This window comes from Pseudomonas sp. 2822-17 (assembly GCF_002742485.1).
Taxonomy (GTDB): Bacteria; Pseudomonadota; Gammaproteobacteria; order Pseudomonadales; family Pseudomonadaceae; genus Aquipseudomonas; species Aquipseudomonas cyclaminis.
This window is the reverse complement of sequence record NZ_LJRZ01000371.1, coordinates 70,519-86,774: the sequence shown is the minus strand read 5'-3', so window position 1 is coordinate 86,774 and position 16,256 is coordinate 70,519. Positions and strand designations below refer to the sequence as shown.

Here is a 16,256-nt window from a genome sequence, read left to right as displayed (position 1 = left end):
CAAACCGAGGCTTAGATGCCCAGGCAGAGGTATTTGATTTCCAGGTAATCCTCGATCCCATACTTGGAGCCTTCACGGCCCAGGCCCGAGGCCTTGATGCCGCCGAATGGCGCCACTTCGTTGGAGATCAACCCGGTGTTGACGCCGACCATGCCGTATTCCAGCGCTTCAGCCACACGGAACACGCGGCCCAGGTCGCGGGCGTAGAAGTAGGACGCCAGGCCGAACTCGGTGTCGTTGGACATCGCGATCACTTCGGCTTCGTCTTTGAAACGGAACAGCGGCGCCAGTGGACCGAAGGTTTCTTCCTTGGCGACGGCGGCGTTTTTCGGCACGTCGACCAGGATGGTCGGCTCGAAGAAGTTGCCTTCCATCACCTTGCCACCGGCCAGCAGCTTGGCGCCTTTGCTCAGGGCATCAGCGATGTGCTCCTGAACCTTGGCCACGGCTTTTTCGTCGATCAGCGGGCCCGTGGTGGTGCCGTCTTCCAGACCGTTGCCGATCTTGAGCTTGGCCACGGCCACTTTGAGTTTTTCGGCGAACGCGTCGTACACCGAATCCTGGATATACAGGCGGTTGGCGCAGACGCAGGTCTGGCCGTTGTTGCGGTACTTGGAGATGATCGCGCCTTCCACGGCCTTATCCAGGTCCGCGTCGTCGAACACAATGAACGGCGCGTTGCCGCCCAGTTCCAGGGAGACTTTCTTGATGTCCTTGGCGCATTCGGCCATCAGTTGGCGACCGATTTCGGTCGAGCCGGTGAAAGACAATTTACGCACGATCGGGTTGCTGGTCAGCTCGCCGCCGATGTCGCCAGCGCTGCCGGTAACCACGCTCAACACACCTTTCGGGATGCCAGCACGGTGCGCCAGCTCAACCAGGGCCAGGGCCGAGAACGGAGTTTGCGACGCAGGCTTGATCACCATGGTGCAACCGGCGGCCAGGGCCGGGCCGGCTTTACGGGTGATCATGGCAGCCGGGAAGTTCCACGGAGTGATGGCAGCGGTCACGCCGATTGGCTGCTTGATCACGATCAGGCGCTTGTCGGGCTGGTGGCCGGGGATCACGTCACCGTAGATGCGCTTGGCTTCTTCAGCGAACCACTCGATAAAGGACGCGGCGTAGACGATTTCGCCCTTGGCTTCGGCCAGCGGCTTGCCTTGTTCGAGGGTCATCAGGCGACCGAGGTCGTCCTGGTTTTCGATCAGCAGTTCGAACCAACGGCGCAGCTTGTTGGCGCGCTCCTTGGCGGTCAGTGCACGCCAGGCCGGCAGGGCCTTGTCGGCGGCTTCGATGGCACGGCGGGTTTCCGCGGCGCCCATCTTTGGCACGGTGCCGAGAATCTCGCCCGTGGCAGGGTTGTTGACCTTGATGGTTTGACCATTGTCCGCATCGACCCAAGCGCCATCGATAAAGGCTTGCTGGCGAAACAACTGGGTATCTTTGAGCTGCATGTCGGCTTTCCTTAACAGCACCGCGCGCACGCGGAGCGAATTAGAGTTGTTGAAAGGCGCCTTGTGGGCTGCCGTCAGGGAAATCAGCCCCAGCACGCGAGGAAGTTGAAAGCGCACGGGAGACAGAGCGTTTGAAATCTCAAACGAATCCTAGGATCAATGGGGGTACAGGGCAATAGTCTGTTCGAAAAAAAGAACGAAAACGGCGCATTTGCCGAATCTTTCGGATCAGCGTAGCCGAGGCAGATTGGCGTGCATTGATCCGAGTTACGCGGCGCAGGGCCTTCGTCAGGCAAATTCCTACCGTTTCAGGACCAAAGACCAGCATGGACGCCCATGGTCGACATGGGTATGATGTCGCCCGCACAAGCATCCGTAGCTCAGCTGGATAGAGTACTGCCCTCCGAAGGCAGGGGTCGTGGGTTCGAATCCCGCCGGGTGCACCATATAGCAGTCTCGGGCTGTCTCAGACAGTCTACGAAACACCCCAAGAAGCCCGCCCTGTGCGGGCTTTCTTGTTTATGACTGTTCACCTCTCTTCCCTCCGTGTATTCCACTACTGACAACGCCCTGAAGTCCATCGCCGCCGCGCACTCAGACGGCTTATTGGTTCTCGATGAAATTCGGATGTGCGATCCGCACATCATTGGCGAAACGGTTTACATGCTGGGTAATGGCAGTGGTAAAGCACGCGCCAATGATCGAGGCCAGGCCGGTCGTAACTCACAGGAATGGCGTTTGTTGTTTCGCTCTACCGGGGAAAAGACGTTGGCGCAGCACATGGCAGAGGCAGACAAGAATCTTAAAGCAGGCATGGAAGTACGCGTGCTCGCAGTGCCTGCCGATGCCAGCAAAAGGCTTGGAATGTTCGACGCGCTCACAATGGCTTTGACGGCGCCGCTGCGCTTTCAGACGCTCTAAAAGCACACGTGACCAAGTATTACACCGCCTTCCTGTCAGCCCTATGTGAGCCCGGAAAGATGCGGGGTGGTCGACCATTTTGCGCCACACCATTGAGCGGTTTGTCTCGACTTCATTACCCAAGTCAGCGAGCGAACAGGCCCAACGTGCTGCCACTCGTTTTGGGTTGGCCGCTGTCGTTGGAGAGTTGGCCACCGCCTTGGGGATAACAGGTTGGCCTGAGGGCGGAGCCGCCACGACGGCAAAGCTCTGCCTCAATGCCTGGCTGAATGAGCGCGGCGGCGCCGGAAACTTCGAAAATGACGCCATCGTAGCGCGCCTTCGCCAAGTGATAGAGCGTTTCGGAGAAAGCCGTTTCACCCGCTGGGAATCCGCCGCAGCCAAGATCGACGAGCACGGCCCTCGCACCATTGACCGTCTGGGCTTTCGCAAGACGCTGGAGCACGGCCTGGGTGATGCGTTGCACACCACCACTACCTACTACGTACTGCCCGAGGCTTGGTGCTCCGAAGTCTTCAAAGGCATGAACCTGAACGCCGTTAACAAAGAGCTATTGAGCCGCGCCATTTTAGAGCCTGGCAGCGATGGCAAAGCGGCTCAATCGGTAAGACTGCCGGGCATGCCTAAAGCCCGTGCCTACGTTTTTAACTCATCCGCACTCATGGCGGATGACAGCGGGCACTCCTTCGAGGCCGCATAAATTAGTTATCCATTTTGGCCTGCCATTCCGGCAAGCCTTTCGCAGCACCCTATGTAAATGGAGATACCCGCACGTCTAACAGAAACTCGATTTCAACCCCAGAAATTAAAGCGGCTCAGAACAAATACGCACCTCAACGTGAAACGCTCCAAGAACTGGAGAGGAACAAGAAGCAGCTAGCCCACAAATTGACGGCCTTGGTCCGAAATCCGGTGCTCCAGGCACGAAAGGTGTTCAAGGAAAATGGGACACGAAAATAGGCATAACCATCGTAGAGATCTTAAAAAGTTCCTGAATATCAGAACGCACTCCGAGCTAGCCCTTACCGCGCACTATGGACAATGACCAACCAGAGCACACATTCAATACTGTCAAAATGTAATATTTTCCGAAAACGCACGATGCATGCATACTCGGTGATCGTAGTGGCCACTCTGCACTCAACAACGCACATGGATCGGGCTGTTTGATAGAGGGATCGCCGTGGAGATGTATGAGAGATGGTGCAAGTCCGCCAAAGTAAAGGCCGCGCGCAAGCATTACTGGACCTATGTCGAAAAGGATGGTGGCCGCGACGAGATTTGCGACGACCTCGCCGAGACCATCCGCGCGCACTATGAACCACTTGAACGCATAGCCGAGGATGTGAGTCGACTCGGATACAAGATTGCCAGTGAAATCCTCCGAACTGCAATGCCACAGACTTCAAAGGGACGATCCGGCGACCTTGGCGAGATCCTAGCGACTGAGTTAGTCGAGGAGGAGGTCGGCCTACGCGTCCCAGTGCGCCGCCTTCGATATAAGGATGGCCGCAACATGGCAATGCGTGGCGATGATTTCATCGGTGCCGGCTACGACAAAAAGGGCAAAAAGCTCTGGCTTCTGAAAGGAGAAGCTAAGAGCAACAAGGTGCTCAGCAAGGCGACGGTCACCAGCGCACGTAAGGTACTAGACCGAGATAACGGCCGCTGCACACCAGACTCACTCTTGTTCGTTGCCAACCGCCTGTTAGAAAGCAATGAGCACCGTGACAATGAACTGGGTCGTAGCCTCCGCGACGAAGTGGGGATTAAATCTCTACAGATCGATCGCATCGACCACATGCTCTTCACCATGTCAGGTAATGGACCCCACGCATCGCTGAGAGAGAACCTGGCCGCCGCCGGAACCAATCAGGATCAATACGTTGTGAACCTCCACGTCGAAGACCACCAAGACTTCATCGCAGCCATGTACAAGGAGGCGGAAGACCTTGGAGACTATTGACGAGCTGACTGCATTCCTAACGAAGGCGACCACCGACGGAATCCTAGGACGCCTTCTATACAGAGGCGCGGCCTGGTCTCTAATGCGCGAAGAAGGGGTCCTGCCGCCCAACGCTCCACCTCTTGGCGCAACCATCGAGACCGATCTGGCCGAACACGGCTTCGCACTGCTTCGGGGTGCGATGGCCTTGCGTGCCAAGGAAGGAGCTTCTGAGTTAACCAGCAAGGCGTTCGAGCACGCCGCGAACGCCTTCGAAGCCTTGGTCCGCAATGGTGATCCGAATTCAACCGATCGTGGTTTCCGGCGCACAATCGCAGCCTCTTCCTACCATCTCGCAGGGTTTTCCGCCGTCGCCTATTCTCTCTTCAACGAAACGGCGGATGACCTCAACAGTTCGCCGGGCGAGATGGCCATACGACACCTGATCCTGCGCGATCTCGACCAGCTACGCGGCTTCGTTCGCGAATGGCTGAGCGACGAGACCCATAGCGATGAGGAGATAGCGGAGGCGCTACGTGCTGACGAACCCGATGTCGACGAGGCCCTTTCGACGATACTTAACACGACCATCTGCCGGGCGCTGGCATTCTTCGACTTCGCGCTCGAAACCGGTGAAGACGAGCCTATCGAAAGTGCGCTGGCCCTGCTCGCAACCGCCATTAGCCTGGCCGACAACGCCGCAAACGTCCCACTATGGTGGATTTCAAGCCTCTGCCGCCACCTGATCGACGACCTATGGCAGCACTCCCTGCACCAGATCCTCCCGACTGAGCCGCCCGAAGGCATTGAGGATAAATATCCTGAGCTACGGCGGCTGTTCATCTCTTCACTCTATGCCAGGAAGACCTCGGAAGTGGAGCTGTGGCCCTCGCAGCGCGAAGCTGCCCAGCGCTCCACCGATACTACGGACGACCTCGTCGTAGCGCTACCGACCAGCGCAGGCAAAACTCGCGTAGCCGAGATTACCGCGCTCATGACACTATCTTTGGGTCAACGGGTGTTAATCGTAACGCCGCTGCGCGCTTTGTCTGCACAGACCGAGCGCTCTTTCAAGAAGACCTTTGCACCGCTCGGATTCAGCGTCTCCTCACTCTATGGCGCCAGCGGTCTGTCGGCGGGCGATGAGGACGCCTTACGAACTCGCGAGATCATCATCGCTACGCCTGAAAAGCTCGATTTCGCACTGCGCAGCGATCCCGCCCTAATAGACGATGTAGGCCTAATCGTCCTTGACGAGGGCCATATGATCGGCCCTAGCGAGCGGGAAATCCGCTATGAAACTCTCGTACAGCGTCTGCTGCGACGGGCTGATTCCAACACCCGGCGTATTGTATGTCTCTCCGCAATCCTGCCAAGCGGCAGCGAATTGGACGACCTCACGGCCTGGATACGCTCGGATGAAGAGGGCGAGCCGGTGCGCTCCGACTGGCGCCCGACTCGTCAGCGATTCGGCGCGCTCACGTGGCGTGGTAAAGATGCGCGGTTACGGCTAGATCTTGATGCCGGAGGCCCCTTTGTTGACAGGTTCGTTGCAGAAAAGCCAGCGCGCGGAAGGGAGAAAAATCCCTATCCCCGCAAGAATTCGCATCTCGCATTGTTTGCTGCATGGGAATTCGCTAAGCAGGGCAAACGCACCTTGATTTTCTCCACCCAGGCTAACTGGGTCGAGAGCTACGGCAAGCAGGTCGTAGATCTCAACAAACGAGGGTATCTGGAGTCGCTGCTAGATGACGAGGCGTTGATCGCCCGCGCCCTGGAGGTGGGTAAAGAATGGTTGGGCGAAAATCATCCAGCCGTGGCCAGCTTGAAAGTGGGTGTAGCGATCCATCATGGCCGCCTTCCCAATCCATTTCTACGCGAACTGGAACTCCTACTGTCCGAGGGCGTATTGAAGGTTATCGTCGCGTCTCCCACTCTCTCTCAGGGCCTCAACCTTAACGCTGCTGTCCTCCTGGTACCTGCGCTGTATAGGGCGGGCGAGAAGATTAAAGGGGAGGAATTCGCTAATGTCGCTGGCCGTGCGGGGCGTGCATTTGTGGATGTTGAAGGGCTGATCGTCCATGTGATGTTTGACGAGATAGACTGGCGAACACGTGAATGGCGCAGGCTGGTCGCCTCAGCCAAGGCACGGACCTTGAAGAGTGGCCTCATCCAAATCGTTGCGGAGATCCTGGAACGCCTATCAAGCAAGGGCGTCCTAGATCGCGACGATGCATGGGAGTATCTCGCAAACTCACGCGAGGCATGGAGATCACCTAACGAAGAAGCCGAAGTTGCCAATCGGCTGGCAGCTGCCGTGGAGTACGGCCCCAATGGAAATGACGGCGTTGAAGGCGACCCGGAAAACGCAGAAGACGACGAGCAAAAGATTAATGAAGAGCCACTGTCTCAGCTCGTAGAGCGACTCGACGCAACCGTGTTCGGTCTTATAGAAGCACTGGATGCTGATCGCGAGGATCTCCCCATGCTCTTGGACGAGGCACTTAAGGGATCGCTTTGGGCACGCCAGATTGCCCGCGAGGATGCAGCTATCGCCCCTCTGCACAAGAGAGTGCTCGAAAGTCGCGCCGACCTCATCTGGAAAACCACGAATGCACAGGCTCGGCGCGGACATTTCGCCATGGGCGTCGGGCTTGAGGCGGGCCTCATGATCGATGATATGGCTGACGAGTTGGCCGCACTACTTGATCGGGCAGACGAGGCCGCGCTCAGCGGCGAAGTCGACGAACTCGCCGATGCGCTAGGCGGTCTCGGCGAGCGCCTGCTGTTCATGCGTCCCTTTATACCGGACAAATCGAATGCGCTGCCGGCAAATTGGAAATCCATTCTGCGTGGTTGGGTATCCGGCGAGGACGTATCTAAGATCGGACCACAGAATATGCGTGCGGTTGAAGATGCCTTCACCTATCGCTTGGTCTGGGCGCTGGAAGCGGTCCGTACCCGCAGAATGTCCCTCGGTTGGGCACCGGATATGGTCGCAGGCGGCGCGGCGGCCACGGTCGAGACAGGCGTTCCTCGATTAATGATGGCGATGCTGATCCGCGCGGGCCTACCGTCACGGCGTGCAGCAATGGCTGCCATTGATGGCGCCCTACCGGTCTTTGTTACGCCATCTGAGATGCGAGCTTGGCTTGAGTCCGACGAGATCACAGCCTACACAGTTGCAAGCAACTGGCCGACGCCGAACACTGCCGCTCTTTGGGCGCGCTTCCGGACCGAAGCTCTAAGCGCCGGCATCCAGAAGTGGTCGGTCGCACGTTACAAACGACTACTTGATATTGATGTTGCCCCGTCCGAAGGACTCTATAGGATCGTCACCGACGAAGGCGATGGACGGACCTGGCTGGTAACCCCCGACTACCAACGAGTAGCCGCCTTTAAGAAACCGGCGCTCGATCCCAAGCCAAGCCTCTTCTCGGGCCGACTGCCAGGCAAGACCAGACTTGTGGAAGCTCTGCGCATTGGCCGCGGACTCATGCGCTGGGCGAATGCAGATGCCTAAAAACACAGATCAGTTGGCCAGCACACTCAATAAGTTAGCAGAGGACTGGGCTTTAGCAATCGGGTTATATACCAGTGAACGCTGTCTAATAGTGCGCTACCCGATTGCAAATTAAAAATCTTATATATTTAAAAATCCAAGATTTCATCCCCAGCTCTACCACCATTTCAATTTAGCATTCGGTCACGAGCAAAACCCCATCAAAGTATCGAAAATATTAATAGTAGTTAAATAACGCACACCCCTATACACGGGTACATATTAGTCTAACAATCCCAGTAGAAAACGGAAAACTTATGAAATACGATTTACATGTAGAAAACCTAGCACCTTTTGACCCTACAGTGCACAGCACAGAAAAAAAAATGAAAATATATTATGACGAGACCAATAATGTAAGAAAACTACTGCTAACCGAAAACGGCTTTAACGTGTCAAAATACGATAACTTTGTACTTGGCGGGGTGGCGACTGATGAAAATATTAGCATTGAAACACTGGACGAACTGCGAAGCATTCTAAAAATCCAAAAAAGCGCACCCGAGTTAAAGTTCGATCTTGTAGCCAAAGGGGACTTTGAAAAAGTTTTAGATTCCAGAAAGCTAGGGGTTTTTTTAGAATGGCTAATCCAGCAAGATATAAAAATCCACTACACAAACATGAACATCCTAAACTGGTCAATTCTTGACATAATTGAATCAATTGTTGCAGACGAACAGTTTCGCAAATATGCGCCAATACATCGCGAACTAAAAAACGAGCTTTACCGCATGGTTACGTGTGACGTAGCGGGATTTCTTTCCATACTCAGATCTTACAACTATCCCGACGTTGGTCGTGGCGCAACGCCTCTCTTTTTGGGCTCTGTAAGGAGCTTCGTTTTAACCCATCTACCGATCGAACATAACCAGGCACTTGCATTACTTTGCAAAGTACTTCTTGAGGCGAAGTCGCTTACCGAACTGGCTTTTATTGTCGACGAAACTCCCAACCAACTAATAAAGGGTTTTCAGGACATATTTCTAAATCGAATAGCTAGATTCAAAAACTCAACGCATATTTTTGATGAGGAACCTACTATTCAAAAAGCAATTGAGGGAGTCCGAATCAAGGACGGTGATAGGTATATAGATTTCAGCTTTGCAGACTCCAAAGCCGTTCCAGGAATCCAGCTGTCGGATGTTATTGTGGGTTTCCTAGGAAAGTACTTTACTTTCATAGAACGAAATTCGGCGGAAATGCTGATGAAAAAGAAAAAAAATCTCAGCATGACTCAAAAAGAAAACCTGAAGCTTTTCCAAAAACTTGTCGAAGCAACCGATAAGTTTAGCAATGCTCTATTATTTAGAATCACCACCATGGACAGTGATTGGAAAGCTGATTATTTTTTGTTTGATCGAAAACTCCCTCCTCACCTGAAAAGCGATTGATATAAAAACACGCCTACTGCATTGAATTGACGGGCCTCTTTACAAACATTCCACTGTAAATAAGCCCCTCTAAGCGCCCCCTGATTTGATATAAAAAACACACAGAGAAAAATAAACCAAAACTAATATGGATATTTTTACTTAGCCAACAGTTCGTTAATTTCACTCCCACGAATCACTGTATCCGACTCAACAAGCGATGGACCGCAGACTGCGCCGGAGCTTATAACTTCAAATACTTCCTTAAAGAGCAAGCCTTAACCAATCATCAAAAATAAAAACTTTTAACACTAGAAAATATATCCTTCATAGACTTTCATAATACATAACTAGGCCGTAACAAAAGTTCTTACCAATCGACTGCGCACCAAAACGCCCGAGTGCCTTTTTGAAAAGTATAGCCCGACTGTTCGGGTGCACATGAGTAGGTAACGTAGGTACCATCTGATGGTAGAAATATATGGTCTCAAAGTCTCCAATATGTTGATGAAGCAAGTGCTTATCTATTGCCCCAGCGATCTTTTTTGCTAATCGCTGATATTTGTACAACCTCTCGAATGATAGTCGCTCCATTGGAGCTGTGCGCCTTATTCCTTTTCTTCGAGAATCCTCAATATCGCGGCCGAAGGCATGACCGATATTGTTTCTTAAGTTGCGCATAGCCTCTAAGTCGCTGATGTTACTTTCTAGAACGGTAGGAACGGTACCAAACATAGACTTATAAGCAGCTATTCTCGATGACCAGTCACCTTTCACACAGTTTTTGACGTGAACCCCAATATTCGACTTAAGAATATTGCCATGCTTAAGCACATAAATCCCATCAATCGATTTTGAAGCGCCATAAAGAACCCCAACATCGGACTCAATCGCAAGAGAAACAATAGCGGAAATATAAGTCTCCAAATATGAAACCAAGGAAACAAGTGCATTTAAGTTCGTCCAATTTTCAAACTCATTAAATCCACTCGACCAATCTTTCATATCTTTAAATAATGCGGCTTTTTGTTCATCTTTAAAAACTAGGTGCTCCGTCGGGAGATCTTCCCATTTCGCAACACCACCAAGATGCGTATAGACGAGCTTAATAGTAGGCATGTATGCCCAATAAGATCGATAAAGTTCGCGTTCGTGGCTCTTAAAAACTTGATATGGCCATGAAGATACCTCGCGGGGAACCCAGCGTACAAATTGCTTTTGACTTCGAGCCATAACTCCCTCGGAGCATAAAAATGTTGAATTTAGTAATTACTTTTAGTACTCGTACAACCTATCAGGGGGTATGCCAACCCCACTAAAAAGTCCAACTTAATTTTTCCTAAGAGACAAATTACAGATCAATAGCTACTTTAAAAAAATGCAAATGTTACGAGACTAGCTTGAGCAGTTTAAACTCTAGAGAACCGCTGCGAATTTATTGCTTCAAGAAAAACTTCACATCTCGCCCAGAGGAGTGGACAAAATTGGCGATTTCTCAACGCCTACGCCTAGCCTTGATGAGATGAATAAATATGATGCCATACTTATGCCATTACAGGGAGGGGATTTCGAGCAAAACTCTCCCGTCCTTCATATACAGAAAAGGATCCCAAACGACTCTTAGAAGCTTCCTAGAAATCAAAGGATTCTCACCTTATTTGGCAAAGTCGATCAGATCGTATAAAAAATCTCGCCCTAACCAGCAGTGAGCAAAAAAAATCATCTAGCAACACCCGCCGTGTATCCCCTCCTGTATCCTTAATCTCGAAAAAAATAATAAATATTGAACAAAATCAAATAATTGCATGCCTGGTTCAAACGACGCCGGGGCACCAGACACTAGTTTCTGGCTGTCTCAGACAGTCTACGAAACACCCCAAGAAGCCCGCCCCGTGCGGGCCAGGGCCTCGCGCAGCACCTGCTCCAGCAGGATGAAAAACCCGTGGATATGCGCCTGTTTCAACGCCTGGGGCCGGGTGACCAGGTAGACGTCCAGCGACGGCAGTTCAATCTCCGGGAAAATTTCGCTCAGGCCCTCCGCCAGGAGACGCGGCAGCACCGCGATGCCCATGCCGCGCCTCACCGATTCAAGCTGCACGTTGAACGAACTCACGCGGATCGCGGCATGGTCCAGCCCCGCCGCCTTCGCCGCGCGCATGGGCGGCAACAGGTCCAGCGGCGGCAGCAAGGCGATACTGGCCGCCGTGGCGGGGGTGAGCGCTGGGCATCGCTGCAGGTAAGCAGCCTGCGCGAACACGCCGTAGTCGAGTGTGCCCAGCGCTCGATAGATCAGCGAAGGTTCGCCCAGATGCGCGGTGCGCACGGCGATGTCGGCCACGCCGCGCACGATCTTGTGAAAGTCGGTGGTGACCAGTAACTCCACGGCACAGCCAGGGTGCAGGGCGGTAAAACGATTGGCCGCTTCCAGGATCGAGGCCGAAAACCCCTCGCCGGCACTGACCCGTACCGTGCCGCTCAGCACGGCCCGCGCCCCGTCCCCCTCCATCATCGACTGGCGGCGCAGGCCGGCCTCGGCCGCCAGCGCGACGTCCACCAACGATTGCCCGCGCGAGGTCAGCCAGCATCCCTCGACGCCGCGCTCCACCAGCGGCTCCCCGAGGGCGGCTTCCAATTGGGTCAAGCGCCGGGAAACGGTGGACGCCGCTACCCCCAGCAACTGACCCGCTTGCAGAAAACTGCCACGCCGCGACACGGCCAACAGCAGACGAAGATCATCCCAATTTGCTTGCGACGCCATACCCGTGCTCATCCCTGGTCTGCAAATATGCAAAGCCATTATGCCGCAGTCGCCGTTTTTCACGCGTGGTCTCAGCGGTATATCTAGCGGCCTTCTAAACACTTGGTATGGCCTGAATGAACTCAAATCCCCATCGTCTGCACAGTACGTTCGTGACCGGCGCCACCGGTTTGCTGGGCAACAACCTGGTCCGCGAGTTGGTTGCACGCGGCTACTCGGTCAAGGCCCTGGTGCGCTCGCAAACCAAGGCTGAACAGCAGTTCAGTGACCTGCCGGGCGTGGAATGGGTGGTGGGCGACATGGCCGATGTCGGCGCCTTTGCGTCGGCGCTGCAAGGCTGCGACACGGTGTTTCACTGCGCGGCGTTCTTTCGCGATAACTACAAGGGCGGCAGCCACTGGGACGCGCTCGAAAGGATCAACGTGACCGGCACACGAGCATTGCTCCAGCATGCCTACGACGCAGGGGTCAGACGGTTTGTGCACACCTCTTCGATTGCCGTGCTCGACGGCGCACCCGGTACGCCCATTGATGAGACGTGCCTGCGCGCCGAAGCCGATGCGGATGACTACTACCGCAGCAAAATCCTCGCTGAGCGTGAAGTGATGAGGTTTCTGCAAACCCATCCCCGGATGGGCGCGTGCATGGTACTGCCTGGCTGGATGTGGGGGCCGGGCGACCGTGGGCCGACGTCCTCGGGGCAATTGGTCAGGGACGTGATCAATGGCAAGCTGCCGGGGCTGATCCCCGGCACCTTTTCGCTGGTCGACGCTCGCGATGTGGCCTTGGCACACATTGCTGCCGCCCAGTACGGGCGACGCGGCGAACGTTATCTCGCGGCCGGCCGCAACTTGACCATGCGCCAGTTAGTCCCGCTGCTGGGACGGATTGCCGATGTGAAAACCCCGTCCCGACAACTGCCACTGCCCGTGCTCTACCTGTTGGCCGCCGTGCAAGAGACCTACGCCTACATCACCGGTAAACCCATTTTGCTGAGCATGGCGACCTTGCGGCTGTTGATACGCGAGGAGCACCGCACCTCGTTCAACCACCGCAAGAGTGAAAAGGAGCTTGGCCTGAGCTTTCGCGCGCTGGAGCAGACCGTCACCGATACGGTGGCTTGGCACCAGCAGTACGGCGGGGTGTAAAAAAGCCCCAGGCCAACAGGCCTGGGGCTTTTTTGTGGGCACCGGCTCAACGCTTTTGCAGCGCCTCCAGGCGTGCCGGCAAATCCTCCTCGGGAAAACGCTCATGCAACACCAGCAACTGTTCGTCCGCCGCTTTGGTTTGCCCCGCTTCACGCAACCGGATAATTTCCCGCAGCCCCTCCTCCAACGAAGGCTGGGCAACCGGTGCGCGCTTGCTCATTTTTGCCATGGACTGATCCGCCATCGCGCCGGCAATTTCGGCCTGAACCGGCGCACTTTCGGTCTTGGGCGCGGCGGCGATGCGGGCCATTGGTGCTGGGGCGGATAACGCCTGAGGTGCCGGCCGTGCAGCTTCTTCGTGCACGGCGGAGAACGTAGCGGTGGAGATTTCGGTTTGCGGCACCGGCTCGCGCATGACCACGCCGATCATCAACGCCAGGCCGGCCACGGTGGCGAATGCCATTTGCCAGCGTGGGCGTTGGCACGCTTGCAGCCAGCGTTGCCACAGGTTCGGTTGCGGCGCCGGGGCTTCGCGGCGGGCGGTGTTGAGGATGAAGGCGTCGAGGGACGCGGGCGGCTCGACCGTGCTGTGTTGACGAAAATGCTGGAGCAGCTCGTCGTCATTGTCCGGAGTGTGTCGGGAATCAGTCATACAGATACCTCTTCGGCCAGCAGACGACGCAGTTTCTGCAAGGCGTAGCGCAAGCGGCTTTTTACGGTTTCCAGCGGGGCGTTGGTGAGCGTGGCGATTTGTGGCACGTCGAGATCGCCGTGCACGCGCAGCAGGAAGACTTCGCGCTGGTCTTCGGGCAAGGCTTGCAGGGCGGTGTCGAGGCGCGCCTGGTCGCGGCTCAGGCTCAACTGTTGCTCGGGGCCGGCGCTGTCGTCGGCCTGGGCGTGCAGTTGCTCGTCGTAGCTGTCATGCAGCGGGTTATGGATGCCGTGCTTGCGCCAGTGGTCGATCAGGCGGTTGCGGGCAATCTGGAACAACCACGTACGAAAGCTCGCCCGGCCTTGTGGCTGGGTGCTGCTGCGAATCAGGCTGAGCCAGGTTTCCTGGTAGATCTCCTCGGCCAGTTCGGCCTTGTTGCAGAGGGATATGAGGAAACGGTAAAGGCCCTGGCGATGGCGCGCGTACAAGACTTCGAACGCGGCGGCGTCGCCGGTGCGGTAGCGGGCCAGCAGGGATTCGTCGCTGGGTGGATCATCGGGAACAGCCATGTAAGGGGCGAACTCCTTTTGTAAAGTTAGCGCTGCTCAAAGGTGGGAGGGAGCTTGCTCCCGATGGCGGTTTATCAGTAACCGATGTATTGACTGCTCTAGTGTCATCGGGGGCAAGCCCCCTCCCACATTCAGGGTTTCAGGCTTTGGGCCAGTTCGACCAATTGCACGAATTCATTGCGCAGGCCGAACGGGTCATCGCCCCGCGCCGAGCGGGCCAGTGCTGCGGTGTCCTTCAAGCTCATGTTGCCAGTGTAGCGGCCATCGCCCTTGAGCTGTTGGGCGAAGGCGGCTACCGCCGCCGCGAAGCGCAGGTCGTCACTGGCCTTGGTGATGTCTTGGCTGATGGGCCGCTCGATCAAGCGGCTATCACCGCCTGCCGCAGGCTTGTAGCGCACGCGCAGCATCGCCAGTTCATCGGACTTAGCTTCGACCGCAGGCGCGCTGGCGTAGCGCAACGGCTCCAACCAGCCCTTCTCGCCCTTCGGTACGATTTCGTACAGCGCGGTCACGGTATGCCCTGCGCCAATTTCGCCGGCGTCGACCTTGTCGTTGTTGAAATCCTCACGCTTCAAGGCGCGGTTTTCATAGCCCAGCAAGCGATATTCGCTGACCTGGGCCGGGTTGAATTCCACCTGCAGTTTCACATCCTGCGCCACCACGGCCAGGGTGGAACTGAGTTGGTCCACCAGCACTTTGCGGGCTTCGCGCAGGGTGTCGATGTAGGCGTAGTTGCCGTCGCCCGCATCGGCCAGTTGTTCCATCAGGTGTTCGTTGTAGTTATCCACACCGAAGCCGAGTGTGGTCAGCGCGACGCCGCTTTTACGCTGCTCGGCAGCCATCTGCTTGAGGCTGTCGAAGTCGCTGATGCCCACATTGAAGTCACCGTCGGTGGCCAGCAGGATGCGGTTGATGCCCTTGTCGATAAAGCCTTCACGGGCCATCTGATAGGCCAGTTCGATGCCGGATGCGCCTGCCGTGGAACCGCCAGCAGTGAGTTGATCAATGGCATTGCGGATCTTGGCCTTGTCGCGCCCCGAGGTGGGCTTGAGCACCACGCGGGATTCACCGGCATACACCACCAGCGAAACCCGGTCCTGATCACGCAACTGATCCACCAGCAATTTCAGCGTGCCTTGCACCAACGGCAAGCCTTCGCGGCGGTCCATGGAACCGGACACGTCCACCAGGAACACCAGGTTGGCCGGCGCCAGCTCCGCCACGGCACGGTCGGACGCCTTGATGCCGATGCGTAGCAGTTGGGTGTGCGGGTTCCACGGTGTGGCAGCGAGTTCGGTGGTTACGCCAAACGGTGAGCCGTCGCTGGGCAGTGCGTAGCTGTAGGGAAAGTAGTTGACCATTTCCTCCAATCGCACAGCGCCTTCGGGCGGCAGGCTGCCTTGGTTGAGGAAACGTCGTACGTTGGCGTAGCTGCCGGTGTCGACATCGACGCTGAAGGTGGAGACCGGTGTTTCGGCCACACGGTGCACCGGGTTGTCCGGCAAGTTGGCGTATTGCTCACGGGGTTCGCTGCGGTAGTCCATGGCCATGGACTCCTGCATCCGCATCGGGGCGGGCATGGCCATGCGTTTGACCAGTGCGCCTTGCATCGGCGCGCTTTGCAGCTCGGCGACAGGGGCGGCCGGTTCGGCCAAATCGGGGGAAGAGGACGACTCACACCCAGCCAGCGCCACCAGCACGGTAACGGCAAAACCTTGGGCGGCAGGACGCAGGAAGAGCAGAGGATGGGACATGGGCTGAGCCTCGTGAGTGAATGATCTGTTCACAAGGTCAGACGCGGGGGGTGGGGTGTTCGGGTTAATTCGGATTCAGATAACACTGCAGACCAATTGTGGGAGGGGGCAAGCCCCTCCCAC

Annotated in this window: 10 protein-coding genes, 1 tRNA gene and 1 pseudogene; 6 read left to right on the top strand and 6 right to left on the bottom strand. The window is 55.9% G+C overall.

Annotation, left to right across the window (positions count from 1 at the left end):
- Positions 1 to 11: 11 nt before the first annotated feature.
- Positions 12 to 1,454, bottom strand: coding sequence for an NADP-dependent succinate-semialdehyde dehydrogenase (gabD, locus tag AOA60_RS10415; RefSeq protein WP_095186318.1), 1,443 nt, complete (start codon positions 1,452 to 1,454; stop codon positions 12 to 14).
- Positions 1,455 to 1,823: 369 nt separating this feature from the next.
- Here gabD and AOA60_RS10410 point away from each other — a divergent pair.
- The 5 genes and pseudogenes from AOA60_RS10410 (at position 1,824) to AOA60_RS10390 (ending at position 9,273) form a co-directional block, all read left to right on the top strand.
- Positions 1,824 to 1,900, top strand: a tRNA-Arg gene (locus AOA60_RS10410).
- Positions 1,901 to 2,009: 109 nt separating this feature from the next.
- Positions 2,010 to 3,075, top strand: a pseudogene (locus AOA60_RS10405) (DUF927 domain-containing protein); the annotation flags it as partial.
- A gap of 489 nt (positions 3,076 to 3,564) precedes the next feature.
- On the top strand, positions 3,565 to 4,341 hold the full coding sequence (locus AOA60_RS10400; protein WP_256592824.1) for a Hachiman antiphage defense system protein HamA: 777 nt from the start codon (positions 3,565 to 3,567) through the stop codon (positions 4,339 to 4,341).
- Positions 4,328 to 7,843, top strand: a complete 3,516-nt coding sequence (locus AOA60_RS10395) for a DEAD/DEAH box helicase (RefSeq protein WP_099584353.1) — start codon at positions 4,328 to 4,330, stop codon at positions 7,841 to 7,843. Before AOA60_RS10400 ends, AOA60_RS10395 begins: the two co-directional genes overlap by 14 nt.
- A gap of 296 nt (positions 7,844 to 8,139) precedes the next feature.
- On the top strand, positions 8,140 to 9,273 hold the full coding sequence (locus tag AOA60_RS10390; protein WP_099584352.1) for a DUF3800 domain-containing protein: 1,134 nt from the start codon (positions 8,140 to 8,142) through the stop codon (positions 9,271 to 9,273).
- 306 nt (positions 9,274 to 9,579) lie between these two features.
- On the opposite strand, the gene AOA60_RS10385 is transcribed toward AOA60_RS10390, so the two are convergent.
- Together AOA60_RS10385 and AOA60_RS10380 are read right to left on the bottom strand one after the other, a co-directional pair.
- Positions 9,580 to 10,485, bottom strand: coding sequence for a hypothetical protein (locus AOA60_RS10385; RefSeq protein ID WP_143522418.1), 906 nt, complete (start codon positions 10,483 to 10,485; stop codon positions 9,580 to 9,582).
- 631 nt (positions 10,486 to 11,116) lie between these two features.
- A complete protein-coding gene (locus tag AOA60_RS10380) occupies positions 11,117 to 12,010 on the bottom strand; it encodes a LysR family transcriptional regulator (protein ID WP_099584350.1) in 894 nt (297 codons plus the stop codon).
- Between the two features lie 116 nt (positions 12,011 to 12,126).
- On the opposite strand from AOA60_RS10380, the gene AOA60_RS10375 reads away from it, so the two are divergent.
- A complete protein-coding gene (locus tag AOA60_RS10375) occupies positions 12,127 to 13,158 on the top strand; it encodes an SDR family oxidoreductase (RefSeq protein WP_099584349.1) in 1,032 nt (343 codons plus the stop codon).
- Between the two features lie 46 nt (positions 13,159 to 13,204).
- On the opposite strand, the gene AOA60_RS10370 is transcribed toward AOA60_RS10375, so the two are convergent.
- The 3 genes from AOA60_RS10370 to AOA60_RS10360 form a co-directional block, all read right to left on the bottom strand.
- On the bottom strand, positions 13,205 to 13,810 hold the full coding sequence (locus AOA60_RS10370) for a hypothetical protein (protein ID WP_099584348.1): 606 nt from the start codon (positions 13,808 to 13,810) through the stop codon (positions 13,205 to 13,207).
- Complete coding sequence (locus tag AOA60_RS10365; RefSeq protein ID WP_099584347.1) at positions 13,807 to 14,379, bottom strand: RNA polymerase sigma factor; 573 nt, start codon at positions 14,377 to 14,379, stop codon at positions 13,807 to 13,809. Before AOA60_RS10365 ends, AOA60_RS10370 begins: the two co-directional genes overlap by 4 nt.
- Positions 14,380 to 14,510: 131 nt before the next feature.
- Positions 14,511 to 16,133 carry a VWA domain-containing protein gene (locus AOA60_RS10360; RefSeq protein WP_099584346.1) on the bottom strand — a complete coding sequence of 541 codons (1,623 nt, stop codon included), beginning with the start codon at positions 16,131 to 16,133 and terminating at the stop codon, positions 14,511 to 14,513.
- Between the last annotated feature and the right edge of the window lie 123 nt (positions 16,134 to 16,256).

Coding starts and splice junctions, on each gene's coding strand:
- AOA60_RS10365 (WP_099584347.1), bottom strand. CDS start 14,379: ATGGCTGTTCCCGATGATCCACCCAGCGACGAATCCCTGCTGGCCCGC.
- gabD (WP_095186318.1), bottom strand. CDS start 1,454: ATGCAGCTCAAAGATACCCAGTTGTTTCGCCAGCAAGCCTTTATCGAT.
- AOA60_RS10370 (WP_099584348.1), bottom strand. CDS start 13,810: ATGACTGATTCCCGACACACTCCGGACAATGACGACGAGCTGCTCCAG.
- AOA60_RS10360 (WP_099584346.1), bottom strand. CDS start 16,133: ATGTCCCATCCTCTGCTCTTCCTGCGTCCTGCCGCCCAAGGTTTTGCC.
- AOA60_RS10400 (WP_256592824.1), top strand. CDS start 3,565: ATGTATGAGAGATGGTGCAAGTCCGCCAAAGTAAAGGCCGCGCGCAAG.
- AOA60_RS10380 (WP_099584350.1), bottom strand. CDS start 12,010: ATGGCGTCGCAAGCAAATTGGGATGATCTTCGTCTGCTGTTGGCCGTG.
- AOA60_RS10375 (WP_099584349.1), top strand. CDS start 12,127: ATGAACTCAAATCCCCATCGTCTGCACAGTACGTTCGTGACCGGCGCC.
- AOA60_RS10390 (WP_099584352.1), top strand. CDS start 8,140: ATGAAATACGATTTACATGTAGAAAACCTAGCACCTTTTGACCCTACA.
- AOA60_RS10385 (WP_143522418.1), bottom strand. CDS start 10,485: ATGGCTCGAAGTCAAAAGCAATTTGTACGCTGGGTTCCCCGCGAGGTA.